Consider the following 15694-nt stretch of genomic DNA (forward strand, 5'->3'; position numbering starts at 1 on the left):
AATGCAAACCTGCCGATACCTGGGTATCGGCAGATCGGGTTTTGCCGTTTAAAGCCTCAGTAGGGATTACAGTGTTGCGCTACGGCTGTGGCTTGGTCGACGTACGGCCGCGCCGGTTCAAGGTTCCATTCGGGCTTGTTCCTGACAGGCTTGCCGTCGACGGTTGCTGCCAGATGACAAACCATTTGCCGGCGCAGTGACCCGCCATTGACGCTGTACGCCCTCCATTGCTGATCGTCTTTATGTTTGTTGTACAACTCGGCAAACATTCTGTCGGTCTGATCATCCTTGATCGCGCGGCCGCAAGCGGTAGGCACCACCTGGAGCGACCAGGTGTTCGGTCCGAGTTTTGGATCGGGACGTTGTGCCCAGCTGCTTGATTCGATGTACTTGTCACAGAACTGTTGCGAGGGTGGAGGCGTGGTTTTGATGCACGAGAAGCTGGCCTTGCTCGTCGGGGTTCTTGGGAAATCAATCTTGACGATGTTACGGTCCTTTCCTGTCTTGTTTTTATAGTCCCGCTGATTGGCCAAGGCATCGTTCAAGCCACGTTGATCGCTGTAGAAAAAAGCCAGAATCGGTAGTTCGTCATCTTTCGGGTTACCCAAGCGTAATTCTGTCTGGGTTTGAAACTCACGGGTGTTGATGACTTTCCGTGCCTCCATGAAGTTGCGAAAGGCGTCTACTCGATCCTTGCTGCTCATGGGATTGCGCATATTGAAGCCACATTGCAACTGGTCTTGCTTGATGTCGTTGTTGAACTTGGTGAAATGCGCAACCCAGGCATTCGCGCTAAGGATAGGGGGTGCCATGGCTTGGCATACGGCCTCTGTCTGGGCGGTGTTTTTATTGTTGCCACAGCCCCGATCGTCTCGAAAATCGGTCCAGGCGTCGTTGGGAAACGCACAATAAACATGCACCGGAGTCTCGGGATCGCGTACCAGATCTCTCGGAGTGATGATGTAGCCGTTCTGCGTACTCATGCCAGGATCTTCATAGCTGATGCCATCGGCACGCATAAAAGACGCGGCAAACGTACCCAGCTCTTTGGCTTTAGGGCTTGGATTCCAGACATCCCATTTCTGCCCCTTTGCCGGGTCGGCTCGGTGAGTGCCCCGGATCATCAATCCCGAACAGTCCGACGCCGGATCCTGCCTCGCAACTATCGACTGTGTTGTTGTACAACGTTTCAACCCGTTTCAGCGTCTCCTCGCATGATTCGGCGTTGGCTAATGTCGTTTGCAAGAGCAACGGAAATATAAGTAATGACGTAATCCTGTTCAGACGTTTTTTCATGGGGCTACTTCCTTGTGGTTGGAACCGGTAGCCGGCGTGGGCGTCCATGCCGGTGCTACAGAAAACAGAAGGGTTCGTTGCACGCGCCAGCCTCATTCGCCGACGACTTGCGCGACCTGCCGCGGACAACCGCAGCGCCCTCGGCAAGGGCGCCACAGTGCCCCGCAAATTCAACGCTGCACTGGGTTGCAACCTGCGGCCCGGGTCTCGCTCTCCGACAACGCAGGCCTGAAAGGCTCGAGATTCCAGGGCGTCTTGCTGCGGTAGTTGACCAGTACGCAGCTCAATTGCTGGCGCATGCTGCCGGCGGAACTTTCATTGTCACGCCAGTTGCTATCTGCGCCCTTGAGGGTGAACAACTGGTCGTAAAAAGCCCCGGCCTGCTCGTTGGGCAACGCGCGGCCAGCCGCCGTGGGCACCACGCTCAAGGTCCATTCATCCTTGCGGGTGCCGGGGTCGTAACGCTTGACCCAATCGGCAGACGCGATGTATTGCGGTGCCTGTAGCGGCAGCGGATTGCAACCGGCCTTGGCCGCTTCCTGGGGTGTGACATTGGGGCGAAACGGTTCCAGGTTCCATTCGGTCTTGGCCGGATAGTTCTGCACCAGACAGCTCAGTTGCTGGCGCATGCTGCCCGGTGATTTCTCGTTGTCGCGCCACTGGCTATCGGCTCCACGCAGCTCGAACAGTTCCTTGTACAAGGCGTCCTGGTCGCTGGCCTGGATCGCCTTGCCCTGAGCGGTGGGTGTGACCTGGAGGGTCCATTCGTTTTTCTTGCTGCCCGGGTCGTAACGCTCGATCCAGGTAGCCGCAGCGATGTAGCTGGGCGCCGGTTTCGCCGGCGTCGGCTGTGCACCGCCAGCAACCGTCAGGTCTATCGCCTGGTCGGCGGCGACATAGCTGAAACGCTGCTCCGCCGGCTTGGTGAAGTCCAGCCGCAGGACCGGCACGCTGTAGCCCTGTGCCTGGAGTTTCTTCTGGAAGTTGCGCGCGCTGTTCAGGCCGTCCTCCGGTTTCGGTGGCAACTGGTCACCGCGGGTGGCGAAGTTTTGCGTGCTGTTGACGTTGTAGATGAAGGCATCGATGTACTTCATGTTTTCGCTGCCGTCGTTGGTCGCCGAGGCATTCTTCAACATGAACTCGTTGACCTGGGCACTGAAGGCGAAGGGATCCTTGTTGGTGGTGTTCGGCCGGGACTCGTGGACCCGGATCATGGCGTTCCAGTCACTCGGTTTTTCTGCGTTCCAGGAGCACTGGCTGTATTGGATCGGCCCCTTCATCAGTCCGGTGTATTTCTGGGTCCATTGCTCGGCGGTGCTGACTGTGGCTTCCGCGCAGGTGCCGTAGGCCAGGGCGGCGTTGCGGTTGTTCATCGCGCCCTGGGCCGCACGCGGTGGCTCGCGGCTGTCGAAGAAGCCGCAGCCGTACCATTTGCGCTCCGGCCCGGTACCGCCATCGAAGGCGTAGATGCAGGTCCAGCCCTGTTCCTTGATCGGCAGGTTCAAGGCCGCCGCATCGGTTGGGGTACGCAGGATAAAACCGGCCGGGTGAATGAGAATCCGGGTGCTCAGGTCCTTGCGGATCCAGGAGTAGGAGGTCGCGCCGATCTTGATCGCGTAGGGGCTGTAGTCCCAAGGGTTGAATGCCCCGTCGTTGACCATACGCAAGGTCACGCCGCTGCAGTAGTAGTGACCGCGCGCGGCACCGGTATCGGGTTCCTGGCAGGCGTCCTTGAGGACGTTGTAGTTGTGGTTGATGCGGTTCAGGGTCTGTAGCGGATCGAGCGGCGGCTGGGCGGCAACTGCACAGAACGCCAGGGGCAGGGTCCAGGCCAGGGCCATAGACGAACGAACGGCTGGGTACATTATCGACACTCCTTGTCGCACGAGATGATTTCCTTTAACGGATCAACGTAGTCAACTCAGACCTTCCGGTCAAATCAGTACTTGCTCACAGATCAACCTCCCGGTTCATAACCCTATCCATGACATTGGACCGCACGATAGGTTTGGGGCGACCCCGTAGCGGCAGCGTGAATTTCACCCCTGTAAAGGATGTCCCCGGTTTCTACCCGAGCCGGCCCTTTCCCGCGTAGGTCTGGCGCCAGACAGGTGCTTTTCAGAGCTGCACCCGACGGAGTCTGCCGCTCAACGGGACGACGTTGTTGTCTGGCGTAGGCAGTGGCCGGCCCGCTAATCCCATGCCTTCGCTCACCAGTACCGCATCCTTCAACACGCACAGGTTGGAAGGGGTATCCAGGTCGCGGGCGAGCACGGCCACTTGGGCTGTTTGCAGGTTGCAGCTCAACAGTCGACCCGTGAATCGGGTAAAGCCGCCATGGAGTACTTCGCCATTCCAGTCAGGCGGCAAGGGTTGCTGCAGACGGTTGCAGAGCTCCAGGACCAGCACGTTCCCCTGCGGACACAGCGCCAGTCCGGTAGGCAGTTGCAGACCGCGAATCAGGATGTCGATTTGCCCGCTGGCCGGCCAGACCCGAATCACTTGGCCTGCCTTGTCGGCAAAGTCGATGCCCTTGCGGGTCGGATCGCCTTGCAGTTCTCCGGAGAACAGGCTGATCAGCACGGCGTCTGTCGCCGGTTCGTACACCAGGGTCACGGGCACGGCTTCCTGGCCCAGCTCCAGTTCGGGTAATTGGACCAGTACGCGCTCGTTCTGGCCGGTGCTGAACTCCACCAATTGATTGGTATCGGGTTTGACGGCCAGCCAGCTGCGCCGGGTCGGGTGGTAACACAGCGCATTCAGATTGCCACGGCTGTGAAACACCGGCTCGGGCGGGGTGTATTGCAGGTCCAGCAGTTTAGAGCCCTCGACATAATCGGTCTGGCTGACCAGACAGCGCCCGTCACCGCAGGCGATGTCCGACAGCCCCATGATTTCATCGCGCAGCATGCGGGCCTGCATGTTCATGGCGCGAAAACCTTGCGCGAGTATTTCGCGGGGCAGATAGGCGCCGGGGCTGGACGGATCCGGTCGCAGTCGACTGATACGGCCGCTGAAGGGCTGGTCTGGCAGGCCTGAGCCGGCTTCGGTCAGCAGCAGACTGCCATCGGCTTGCACACAGACGCCGCGGGGGTTCAGCAGGCCTTCAGCGATGATGGTGCTCGGGCACAGGGTTTCGCTGGGTCGCGCAGGGATATGAACGGGAATTTGCATAGGTCTCTCTCCATGGGCAAGGGGTGGGCGCGACTACTGCGGCGGTTGCCACGGTTCACCCGTGAGATAGGCCCGCAGCAGTGCGCGCTGGCAGGGAGACATCGAGCGCACCACAGGCATGAACAGCGTGGTGCCTTTGTAGGCATCCGAGGTTCGGGCGAGGATCGGATTCTTGGCGGCCATGATTGCGTCGGGCTGATTGAGCGGGATGTAACGAGACATGGCGGGGAAGGCCAGGTAGTGAAAACGCAAGACGTTCGGATACATCAGCGGCCAGGTGATGGTGGTGCCCGCGGGGATGCCGAAGTCGGTCTGTGCGTATTTGCGAAAGCTGGTGAAATAGCTGCCACTTGCAAGGCCGTTGACTGTGTAGGTCAGGGCGACGAAACCCGCCTGGGCGGCAGTACCCGGTTTTACCGTGACGGGGAAACTGACGGCGAGCTGACCGGTGTTTACGGTCAGTGAGGCAGGGAAGTCGAGGAAGTCCCAGTTTTGCGGTTGATCGTATAAAGCAGGGGGGTTGCCTTCAGGTCGATTTCGGTAGCACTGTCGACCGGAACGCCCAGATGCCTGACCTGCAGGGTGATCGACAGGCCATTGGGGTGGTCCTCCAGATAAACGTTGCGCTGATCGGCATACACCCGATAGATCGATTCGGTTGCGTGAAGCGTCGACTTGTAGACCGTGTCGGGCGCGTTGATGGCCAGTGGGTTTTTCTGCACCGCTAGCTGCTGGCTGGAACTCAGGGGCAGGTCGACGATGCCGCCATACACGTAGTAGTTGAACAAAGGGCTGCTGGTCGGGTCGAGGGTGGTCAGGGTGGTAGCGCCTGCAGTAATGGTGACGGGACCGTAATTAGCGTTGGGTCCGATGGGGCTAGTGATGTCGTCCCTGACGACCCTGAAGTTTTGTTTCGGGATGACGTTCACCATGTCGATGCTCAGGAGGCCACTGTCGCCCAGATCGGCATAGCCGGTGCTATTCGTGTACTTGTTGACCAGTTGCCGGCCCGGCTGGCAGTTCATCGGTTCGTCGGCGAAGGCTGGGGCCAGTGTGCCGATGACCCGGCCGATGCTCGGGTTGGGGGTGTTTCTGCCAGCGGCATAATCGGCATCCAGTTGTTCGGTGGTCATCTCGGGGCACATTTCGAACATGACGAAGCGCAGGACGATCCCCGTTGCCCCCGGTGCCTGAATGATCGACTGCAGGCCACTGCTGTTCTGGTTCCAGCTCACGATGCTGCTCAGGGGAAAGGTCAGCTGAAACGTACCGCTGAGGCGGAAAGAACCCGGCGCATCCATATCCTCTGGCTCCAGAATCCTCTTTTTGACATCCAGGCTGCTGCAGACCGTGTTGGCGCGAATCAGCAACTGGATGTTGTCGCTCCCGCCAATCTGCAGGCCGCCGACGAATATCTGGGTGGTGTTTGTGGCGGTGGGGTCCAGGTCCACCATCATCGGGCCGGAAACAGGCCCCTGTCCGGTTACCGGGTCCACTGAACCGAGCAGATAGACAGGCTGGCCGACCTGATCGCCCGTCGTGCTGATGTTGCCCGGATTCCCCTGGGAACTGATCAAGGCGCTCTGCATATCAACGACATGCTGCCCGTAGTGATTCCAGCCGCCAGCGGTGTAGTAGTCGCCGTTTGGGGCATTGATCATGTCGTTCAGTTGATCGTCGGTGTAAGACTGGGCGCCCGGCGCCAGGGTCGAGGTGGTCAGGTCGAAGAGCGGCCAGCCGTCAGGCTCTCCTTGAGGGATAGTCGGGGAGTTGTTCGGCAAGCTGACATCCGTGCGGATGCCGCCCCAGAAATTCAGTCGTGGGCCGTTCAGGATGCTCATGATTTATTCCTCGTCCTTGATGGTTTTGCCGATAGGCGCATTGGCGAATTTGAACAGGTAGGAGTAGTCGGACTTGTAGGGGCTTTTGACCGGTGTCGCCATGGAGTGGCAGTTCATGCAACTGCTGTTGGGCTGGATATAGCTCTCCATGGTCACGTTGGCCGAGAGCGAAGGCGTCGGCTGGCCCAGTGGATTGCCAGGGTTGTCCGGCATCAGCGGGCGTTGGGTGGTGATGAGCTGGTAATACTTCAACGCGCTTCTTTGCAGCCCCGGATCGGAGCGGTAATTGGCGTTGACCCCATTGGTGACTTCGGCAATCGGGGTGACCCGGTTCAGCGGGTTCGGGGTCTGGAACGTGGTGCCGGGTTTGGGTACGCAGACCAAATGCGCGTCTTGAGTCTGCCAATCGCAGGGCGACTGGTTGAGGGTGACGGCGGGGGCCGCGGCGTTGAAGTAGGAATAGGCCGTGCCGGATGCCGGTTGGTCGACCCACTGGCCGTTCACCAGCGCCTTGGGCGGAACGTTATCGACCTGCTCGAATGTCGACCAGATCCACTGTGGATAACCGTTCGCCTTGGTGATGATGTGCAGGCCCACCAGACCCAGGTACGCCTCGGTGACACCGATGCGCTGGCCTTGGTCGTTGAACTTGGCCACGCGCGCGAGCATGGTTAGGTAGTGGCTGGCGTTGTCAGCGGTCGTGAGGACGCGCCAGCTCGATTTGACCTCAATGACGCCATAGGGAAACTGGATGTTGTTGGCTTTGGAAACGACATCGGCGTTATAAAAACTGTTGCCGACGATGTAGTTGTAAGAGGTCTCGTTGGCCGAGATGTCGTAGTAGGTCGGGTTACGGGCCTGGTCGATCAGCCAGCCGCCGACGGCCTGATCGACGGCATTCACCTGTGAGCTGTTCTTCAGCGCGGCGATGTTGATGATCCCCAGGCTTTTTGCGGCCTGCGGGCTATTCCACGGGCCAGGGTTGGTTGCTCCCGGCAGAAAGATTTCCTCTACGGTTTTGTAGGTCTGCCAGACGGTGTAGCCGGCATCCCCGGGCTGTTTGCTGCAGTCGGGATTACCTCGCTGCCCGTCCTGTGCCGGCCAGCTCAAGGCGATGAACATCTGCCAGCTGTATTGATCGAACAGATCCTGACTGGCGGTGGCGGCCGGCGCGGTGCTGGGGGCTGGCAATTCAGGTTGGTGGCCTGCGTCGACGGCATTGCCTGTTCCCGGGCCAGTGCCGGCAGACTGGCCAGGCCCAATAACATCACGGAGAGACGGAGTGTGGTTTTCATGGCGATCCTTCGTCATTGGTCAGGGTTTGCGTTGCATGAGCTTGTTCCATTGCGCCTTGTGGCCGTTGCTCTGTGACGCCGGTGGCTCAAACAATTGGCAGGGCGGCGGATTCGACGGGCACATGGCGGCTACCTGTGCCCAGGTCTGGGCCGGGTCCGGTTTGGCGATGCGGAAGTCGGTGTAGTTCTGGCTGACGATGGGCGCATTGGCGACGCTGGTGTCCCCGGAAAAAAGAACGACTGGGGATGCCGGTACGGCGGCTGTCCCGACGGTTTTTTGTAAAAGGCATAGCCGAACAGGATCGGACCTTGCGGTGATTCGAGGTCCAGGGCGTAGGCCTGCACGCTGGCGTCGAGGTTTTTGCTGCGTTCGGCGCTGTAGGGCAGGTGCTCGATGAAGTCTTGCCGAGGCGGATGATTCATCGGTGAAAACATGCAGCAGGCCGGCATGTCTTTGGGGCGGTCTTGCGGGTACGTCAGGAAATACGCCTTGTTGCCAAGGGATACGAACGAGCAGGTGTAGTTGTTGTTCTTGATCGGGAAGATCGGCAGACAGTACTTCTCGTAGTGCTCCATCATGGCGCCGAAGCCGTCGCCATCCGGCGGGATATAGGTCGTGTCGTAGTAGCTGGTCCCGCGGGAGACGGTGTAGTCCGCCGGGGTCAGAGTGGCAGGTGGGTTGCTGTACGGCGGCTGATTTTTTTCGTAGTTGTGCATCACTCGGTACATGGTCCAGTTGCTGATCCAGAACGCCGGAAAGAACGGATCGGAAGGGTCGCCCGGTGCGCGTTTGGCGATGCAGTTGCCGTTCTGCTCATCGCACCCCTGGGTGTTGTGCACTCCCATGGTGAAGTAGATGGCGCCGCTGTCCTCCTGGGCGAAAAGGGCTGGGCTGAGCAGCAGGGTCAGCAGCAACAGTCGGTTCAAGATGCTGGCTTTCATATGACACTCCTGTGAAATTCCGGGTGACAGGCTCGTCACCCGGTGGTCCTGCTTGAAGCGTTGTTGTTTAGCCTTGTTTGTAATCGCTCATGCTGAGGGGGAAGGGCGGGTAATTGCGTTTCACCAAGGACTGCGCCCAGAGCTCCAGTACTGCGCGTCGGCTTTGCGGCATATCTCGGGTAATGGGCATCGCCAGGGTGCTTTCTTCCTGATATTCCTTGCTGATCAGCACAATGAGTTGGTCGACGGCACCCTCTATCCGGTGCAGCGAATTGAGCGGCATATATTTGCTCATGATCGGGTACATGTAATAGAAGGGCTGCAGGATGCGTGGGTAGATGAAGGTCTCCCAGATCAAGGTGCTGGCATCCGGGCGCTGATAAATGCGGTTCCACTCATCGACAAAATCCTTCTGCATTTGCGGCTCCAGCGGCAGGATGCGCATCGGTGCGAGGAAGTCGGTATAAGCCTGCGAGAGCGGGAAACTGAAGGGGATGACGGGTGTCTGCTCTCCTTCATGCACGAAGAAACGCAAAGTCGGAAAGCCCGGGGCCTTTGCCTTGACGGTCAGTCGGGCGATGCCATTGGCGTCGGTTTGAATCTGCGTCAGGCAGTAGTGCACGGCGCTGTTCTGGGAGTCCTGCAGAACACCTTCCATACGGATTGGATTGTCGAACGACAGGCAGGGGCTCAGGGCGACCGAACCGGGTGTCGGCAGGTATTGCAGATAGCTCACCGGCACCTCGGTACCGGATGGCTCGGCGGCCCGCGTCGCCATGAGCCTACGGCCAGTGCCCTCCGTCACTTGGCTGGGTATCGCAGGGGTATCGCTAAATTGCGGCAGGTTGGATCTGTTCTTGCCGCGATTTTCCGGATCGTCGTAGAACAACGTAAAGTCGGCCGGGTTGCTGAACGCCAGATAGTAATCGGTCGTGCACATCATGTAGGCGTTGCCATACTCCGCCACCGATAGCACGGTGCCGGCCGGTGCCGGCAGACCGTCATATTGCACCATGATCTGCAGCGTCTTGCTGTCGCCGACGTCGATGAAACTTGCGCTCTCGACCACTTCTGCAGTCCACATCTGCTGGGCTGCGGCTAGCACCGGGTTTGTTCCCGCTAGTTGCAGCTCCAATGATCCGGTTTGCAGCTTTTTCTGTGCGTCGGCACTGAGAGGCAGATCAAGGATGCCGGAGCGTTTATCGAAAGCCGCCTGCTCATAGTCCTCAAAGCCAATACTCGCCAACGGAGTGAATTGCCCGTCTTGGCGTATCCCGAGTTGGTAGCTGCCGGCATCGAATTTTTCTGCCACCGGGATGTCAGCGGCCGGGTCGATCGGATAGCTCGGGAAGGTGTTGCCCAGATCCAGCGATAAGGTATCGCCATGGGCCTGTGCCGAGATTACGCCCAGTGTCGCCTGTTTGGGGGCGTCCCCGGTTTTTTGTAGAGTCACCGCGTCGCAAGGGATCAGACGCCGCCCGGCCGGCGCGGTGGGAAACTCGTCGTCAAACCACAGGCCCAGGGTGCCTACGGTGCTGCTGTAGGCGGGGTTGAAGAAAATGCTGGCGACGTTGTCCAGCCCTTTCTGATACATCTCCTGGACTTTGGCCAGGGCCGACGGGGTGGTGGAACGGCTGTTGAAGGGCGGGTAGTTGTTGAAAATGCCGTTTTTGTCGTAGCAGGTCAGGTAGGTGGAAAACCGGAACATCAGGCCTTTGGCTTTTTGTTGTTCCATCTGTTCCTGGAGATTTTTCAGCAGGGCCGAATTGCCGATCGCCCAGGCCAGATTTTCTTTCGGGAAGCAGGTTTGCCACGTGGTGGTCACATAGATCAGGCCACCCAGGTTTGCCCATTTGAAGTTCAGGAAGCGATCGAGCATCCGATATTGACGCTTGAGCGTCAGGCCGCATTGGTCGTCGCCCAACACCAGTTTGTCGAAGTACAACGCGGTGAAGGTGTTCTGCCAGGGGCTGACGTCGACAAAGCGGGCCGCGGTGGGGCTTGTGCTGCCAAAGGGATTGCCGAGCAAATTGTAGCTCTGGTTAATCAGGGCATCCTGGTCAACGTACCCACCGTTCGGGAGTTCGCCGCCGATGATGACGGACTGGGTCTGGTTGTAGCTGACGGTGCCACAGGCGTTGTCACCAAACAGGTTCCATTCTCCGGGGATCATTATCGGAGGATTCTGTGAGACGTTGCCCGGCACCTGCGTGACGTAATTGGGCGCCTCGTGTAACACCCGAGGGGCGATCGTCCAGGGCATCAGTGTGCTGGCGGCATTTTCTGGTGTGATGTTGTAGTAATCAAGAAACCGCCAGTTCATCCGCATTTTTACCGCATCGTAGAGCGGGTACATATCGTTGTTGTTGGCCGTCGGCGGGTTCCAGAACATATGGCCGTTGAGGTAGATGCGAGGGAAATTCAATACGCTCATGTCATGCTCCTTAGCGTTGCCACTGGGCGCGCTTCAGCGACCAGACAAAGTCCAGTTTGTTGTAACCGACAAAATCGGATGCCGGCAGCGGGGCAGTTGGGTAAACAAGGCCGCCCTGTTCTTTCAGAGCGAAATTGAAGTAGCCGTTCTTTTTTGAGTACGCGGCCGTACCGTGGCAGGCGAAACAGGAGGACTGGCTCTGAAAGGCTGACTCGAGCTGGGAGTTGGCGAGCAATGTCGGTGTTGTCTGGGATTGGGTGCCGATCAGTTCGTACTGCGCCAGGGCAGGGTATCTGGCCTGGAAGTCGGTGTTCACCGGTTGGGCAGCCGGTGTCGGTCCGGTGCTGTTGGTCATCGGGGTGGACGGGATCGCATTGGTCACGGTGTACTTACTGTTGTTGCGATTTTCGAAGGTGGTCCAGACCCAGTCGGGGTTTAGCTTGTTGATGACGTGCAAGCCACTCAGCGCGGCATAGCCGACCAGATATTCATTACCCTGCTGATAATAGGCCTGGGCGATGTAGTAACCATCGCTTGCCAGTTGCTTCTGGTAGCTCGGATTGTTGCCGATCCACAGCCAGGAGGCTTTCAACTCCCAGGCGCTGGAGGGGAATGTCAGGTCGCTGGTCAGGGCGGCTTGGCCATTCATGTTGTAGACCTGTTTCTGCACGATGTAATCGAACGTGTCTTGGCCCATCAACAGTTGGAAACGCACCGGCTGGCCTTTTTCTGCGTCCGGCACCGCGCCGCCCATCTCCAGGATCAGACCGTCCACCTGTTGCGTGGCGTTCAGGTTGTGGAACGTGCGATTGACGTCCATGCCCTGATCTTTGGCCTGTTTAAGCACGTCGGATGGAAGCGGGGCGCTCTTGCCGTATGGCAGGGGCGCGGCGCCGTTGCTCAGGTAGACCTGATCCGAGGGCTTCATGGTTTCCCACACCCGATCGGGACTGTTCGCGGCGGCAGGCTGGTTCAGGCAGACGAACCAGTTCCAGGTCAAGGTTTCGGGACCCTGGGTAAATTCGGCCCGGGTCTTGTCGATGTTTCCTCCAAACTGCATGAAATTGTTGCAGTCGAAGGTGTTGGTGTTCTCAGCCTGAGCCAATCCGGCCAGTGCACTGAGAACGGTTATAGAAATGGCTCGCCGCATGGAAGCTCCTTGGCATTGGCCAGGTCGGTGTGTGGGTGCCCCAGGAAATGCTGCAGGAGCAGTTGTTTCACTGCCGTGGCCGCAAGGTGTTGCGGCAACGGCAGATCACAATTGGTGATGAGCAGCGGGCCGGTCTGCGCGCTACCGGGCAGGCGGCCATGACTGCCGCGGACCAGTCCGGTGTCCAGCGGGATCAGGTCCATGTAGTAGCGAAAGCCGAGCTTTTTCTGCAGCAGGCGGCGCGCCACTTTCAATTTGGGGAAACGAATGGCCGGGTCGATGAACAGCTCCAGCGGGTCGTAGCCGGGCTTGCGATGGATGTCCACGGTGCGGGCAAAGTCGGGGGCCTTGCGATCATCGAACCAGTAGTAGTAATCGAACCAGTAACCCGCTGCGGCCACGGTCACCAACTCGCCACTGCGAGGATGATCCAGCTGCCAGGCCCGTTGCTCGGCCTTATCCAGCACCTGCTCGATGCCGGGCTGACACTGCAACAGCGCTTTGACGCGGGGGATGTCTTGAGCCTGCTTCACGTAGATATGCGCGATCTGATGATCGGCAACGGCAAAGGCTGCGCTGGCGCCGGGGTCGAGCAATTCCCAGCTCAACGATTGGCGCACCTCTAACAAACCTTCCGAGCGCAACACGCGGTTGATCGAAACAGATTGCTGGACGGCTTCGATCCCGTATTCGGACAGCAGCATCACCGCTGCGCCTTGCTCCTGGGCGAAGGTCAGCAGGCGACCGACTTCACTGTCGATAGCCCGTACCTCGTCAGCAATCGACGGATGATCGGGGCCCAGACGCTGCAGGCTGTAGTCGAGATGGGGCAGGTAGATCAACTGCAGGTCAGGGCGATCGAGCTGGAATTCGGCGATGGCGCAATCGACGATCCAGCGGCTCGACTTAATGCCGGCCGCCGGGCCCCAAAAACTCGGAAAAGGGAACTCGCCAATCTGCCGCTCGATACGCTCGCGCAACGATGCCGGTGACGAATACAGACCGAACATTTTGCGGCCATCGGCCGGGTAGTGAGGGCGCGGGGTGATGGCGGCATCCACGTCCGCGTACATGTTGTACCACCAGAACAACTGGCTGCAGCGAAACCCGGGTAGCTCACGCTTGAGTTCCTGCCAGACCTTTTCACCCTGGATCAGTGCGTTGGGTTGCAGCCAGAAGCGTACTTCGGCCTGATCGCGAAAATACCAGCCATTGCCCACGATGCCGTGCTCCGACGGCGGTAGGCCGGTAAGGATCGAGGCCTGCACCGTCGACGTGACGGCCGGAAACACCGGTTGCAGGCTGGCCATTTTTGCCGTTTTCAACAGGGCATTGATGTGAGGCGTCGCGGCTCCCAGCAGCGCTGGCGTCAGCCCGACCACGTTGATCAGCAGCAGCGGTTGACGCGGATGATCAGAGGGCATCGGCGTACGCCTCCTGCGCTTGTGGTTGCAGCAATTGCCGCTGCCGCAGTTGCTCTTCGACCCAGTGCAATTCTGCGGCGATCCCCTGGAGTTGGGCGTACTCGGTAGTGGGCCGCAACTGGACGGGAAGGACGCCCCAACTGTAGGTTTCCACTTCCAGCACCGGACGAAAATCCCCATGGCTGGCGAGAAAATCGAAGGTCTGCGACAGGGCGATCTGACTGCCGCTGAGCTCGGGCAACAGCAAGTGTTCGCTGAACAGTGGGATGTGGAAATGAATCCTCAGTTCGGGGTATTGCCCCGGGTGCTTTGCGCAATCGTCGAGGGCGGCGGGAAGGTCCGCCCAGGCCATTAACCGGTCCTGTGCATCGCGAGCTTTCACTTGATGCAGGTAGGTGGTTTCGGCAAATTCGCCCAAGGTCTTGAGAACGTGTTCACGCCGGTTGTCGTCTTGAGAGGGCAGGCGACAAATCAATGCGTTGGACAGCTGAATCTTGCCGATGGGCACCCGTGCCTGACGCAGCCTGTCCAGCGACTGATAGCAGTCTTCGAACATCACAGCCTGGTGGCAGACATCAAAACACAGCGCTAAATACTCATAGTGCGGGTCAGTGGTTTGCCAGCGGCGGAAGAAGGCGATGGCCTGGTCAGTGTTTTCCAGCACGCAGTCCGGCTCCATCTCCAGGCAGAACACGATTTTCTTGCCAGTCTTCAGATGCAGCCTGGCCAGTGAGGCGGTGAGTTGGCGCAGTTGATATTCGGCATGTTGCTGTAACGTCGGGTTCCAACTGGCGGCATAGCCCAGCGGCACGCTGGAAATCACTCCCTGATGGCAGTCTGGCGGCAAGGCCAGCGCGAGGATTTGCGCCAGATTCAGGCTGTACGCCAACCGTTTTGGTTCGGCCCAACTGGGCAGGTAGACCTCGGCTTTCACCGCGCCATCATGAAATTGGCCGTAGGGAAAACCGTTAAGCGAGGTCAGACGTAGCCCACTGCGTTGCAGCAGACTCAGGAACTCCGAACGCGCCGATGTCTGCTGTAATTCGGCCGCGGCGAGGGCACTGATCCACAGTCCACTGTCCTGCTCGTTCAGCCTGCGTAGCGTGCGCACGCCCTGAAAGTGCTGTTCGATGGAGGACCGTAGCCCGGCCAGGTCACGGGTCGGATGCACGTTGCTGCAATAACCGACCTGCGCGGCAGCCCACCCCGTGCCGGCATTCATTTGATCACCGGTTCCTGCCCCCGGAGGGCGGAGTTTTCCTGCCACTGCCGACGCTGATCGATGGGTAGCGGGGTACTGATCAGGGCTTTATCCATTTGGCCGCTTTGGGCAAAAAGTCCACCGGGTTGTGGAACAGCACCTGTTCGACCTGAGCCTCGCTGAAGCCGGCCGCCAACATGGCCTGGCCCGTTTTTGGCACCTTGAGCGGGTCGCTGATGCCCCAGTCGGCAGCGCTGTTGACCACCATTTTTTCGGTGCCGTACTGCTGGAGCAGGGCCACCATGCGCTGTTCCGACATTTTGGTGTTGGGGTAGATGGAGTGGCCGCGCCAGCAGTCGCTGTCCAGCACCAGAGGCAGCGTCAGTTCATTGAGGTGGTCGATGATCACCAGATGCTCGGCAATCCCCACTTCGCGAATCACTGCCAGGGTGCGTTTGGTGCCGCCGATCTTGTCGCGGTGCGGGGTGTGCACCAGCACCGGCAAATTGAATTGTTTGGCCAGCTCCAGTTGAGCGGCGAGAAAGCGATCCTCCTCGGGCGTGATGTCGTCGTAGCCGATTTCGCCGACCGCCACGACGCCGTCTTTCACCAGATAGCGCGGCAGAATCTCCAGCACCTCATTGGCCACCGACAAGTCATTGGCCTCCTTGGGGTTGAGGCCGATGGTGCAGAAGTGATGGATGCCGAACATGCTGGCGCGAAAGCGCTCCCAGCCCAACAGCGTGTCGAAGTAATCGATAAAACTGCCGACACTGGTCCTGGCCTGGCCCTGCCAGAAGGCCGGCTCGATAACCCCGGTAATGCCGGCGGCTGCCATGTTCTGGTAGTCATCGGTGGTGCGGCTGACCATATGAATGTGCGGGTCGAAGTACTTGAGCATGGTGAATCCTCGTCAAAGGAAGGGAGCCATTGAGCA

General features: G+C 59.2%; 6 protein-coding genes and 5 pseudogenes. All 11 read right to left on the minus strand.

Annotation, left to right across the window (positions count from 1 at the left end; genetic code table 11):
* Window positions 1-56: 56 nt before the first annotated feature.
* Window positions 57-1296 (minus strand): annotated as a pseudogene (locus RHM58_RS23815) (DUF2599 domain-containing protein).
* A 170-nt stretch (window positions 1297-1466) separates the two neighbouring features.
* The gene (locus RHM58_RS23820) at window positions 1467-3161 is read right to left on the minus strand and encodes a DUF2599 domain-containing protein (RefSeq protein WP_322268343.1); all 1695 of its coding nucleotides are present in this window, start codon (window positions 3159-3161) and stop codon (window positions 1467-1469) included.
* A gap of 253 nt (window positions 3162-3414) precedes the next feature.
* Window positions 3415-4470, minus strand: coding sequence for a hypothetical protein (locus RHM58_RS23825; protein WP_322268344.1), 1056 nt, complete (start codon window positions 4468-4470; stop codon window positions 3415-3417).
* A 33-nt stretch (window positions 4471-4503) separates the two neighbouring features.
* Window positions 4504-6311: pseudogene (locus RHM58_RS23830) on the minus strand (hypothetical protein).
* Between the two features lie 3 nt (window positions 6312-6314).
* Window positions 6315-7606 (minus strand): annotated as a pseudogene (locus tag RHM58_RS23835) (hypothetical protein).
* A 19-nt stretch (window positions 7607-7625) separates the two neighbouring features.
* A pseudogene (locus RHM58_RS23840) lies at window positions 7626-8548 on the minus strand (hypothetical protein).
* A 67-nt stretch (window positions 8549-8615) separates the two neighbouring features.
* The gene (locus RHM58_RS23845; RefSeq protein ID WP_322268345.1) at window positions 8616-10982 is read right to left on the minus strand and encodes a hypothetical protein; all 2367 of its coding nucleotides are present in this window, start codon (window positions 10980-10982) and stop codon (window positions 8616-8618) included.
* 10 nt (window positions 10983-10992) lie between these two features.
* A complete protein-coding gene (locus tag RHM58_RS23850; protein WP_201256870.1) occupies window positions 10993-12132 on the minus strand; it encodes a hypothetical protein in 1140 nt (379 codons plus the stop codon).
* Window positions 12111-13556 carry an alkaline phosphatase family protein gene (locus tag RHM58_RS23855; protein ID WP_322268346.1) on the minus strand — a complete coding sequence of 482 codons (1446 nt, stop codon included), beginning with the start codon at window positions 13554-13556 and terminating at the stop codon, window positions 12111-12113. Before RHM58_RS23855 ends, RHM58_RS23850 begins: the two co-directional genes overlap by 22 nt.
* Window positions 13546-14778 (minus strand): metabolite traffic protein EboE, encoded by a 1233-nt coding sequence (eboE, locus tag RHM58_RS23860; protein ID WP_322268347.1) that lies wholly within the window; start codon window positions 14776-14778, stop codon window positions 13546-13548. The genes RHM58_RS23855 and eboE overlap by 11 nt, the downstream gene beginning before the upstream one ends.
* Window positions 14775-15658: pseudogene (locus RHM58_RS23865) on the minus strand (TatD family hydrolase). The gene eboE and the pseudogene RHM58_RS23865 overlap by 4 nt, the downstream one beginning before the upstream one ends.
* Window positions 15659-15694: the final 36 nt, after the last annotated feature.

This window comes from Pseudomonas sp. 10S4 (genome assembly GCF_034344865.1).
In the GTDB taxonomy this organism is placed as follows: Bacteria; Pseudomonadota; Gammaproteobacteria; order Pseudomonadales; family Pseudomonadaceae; genus Aquipseudomonas.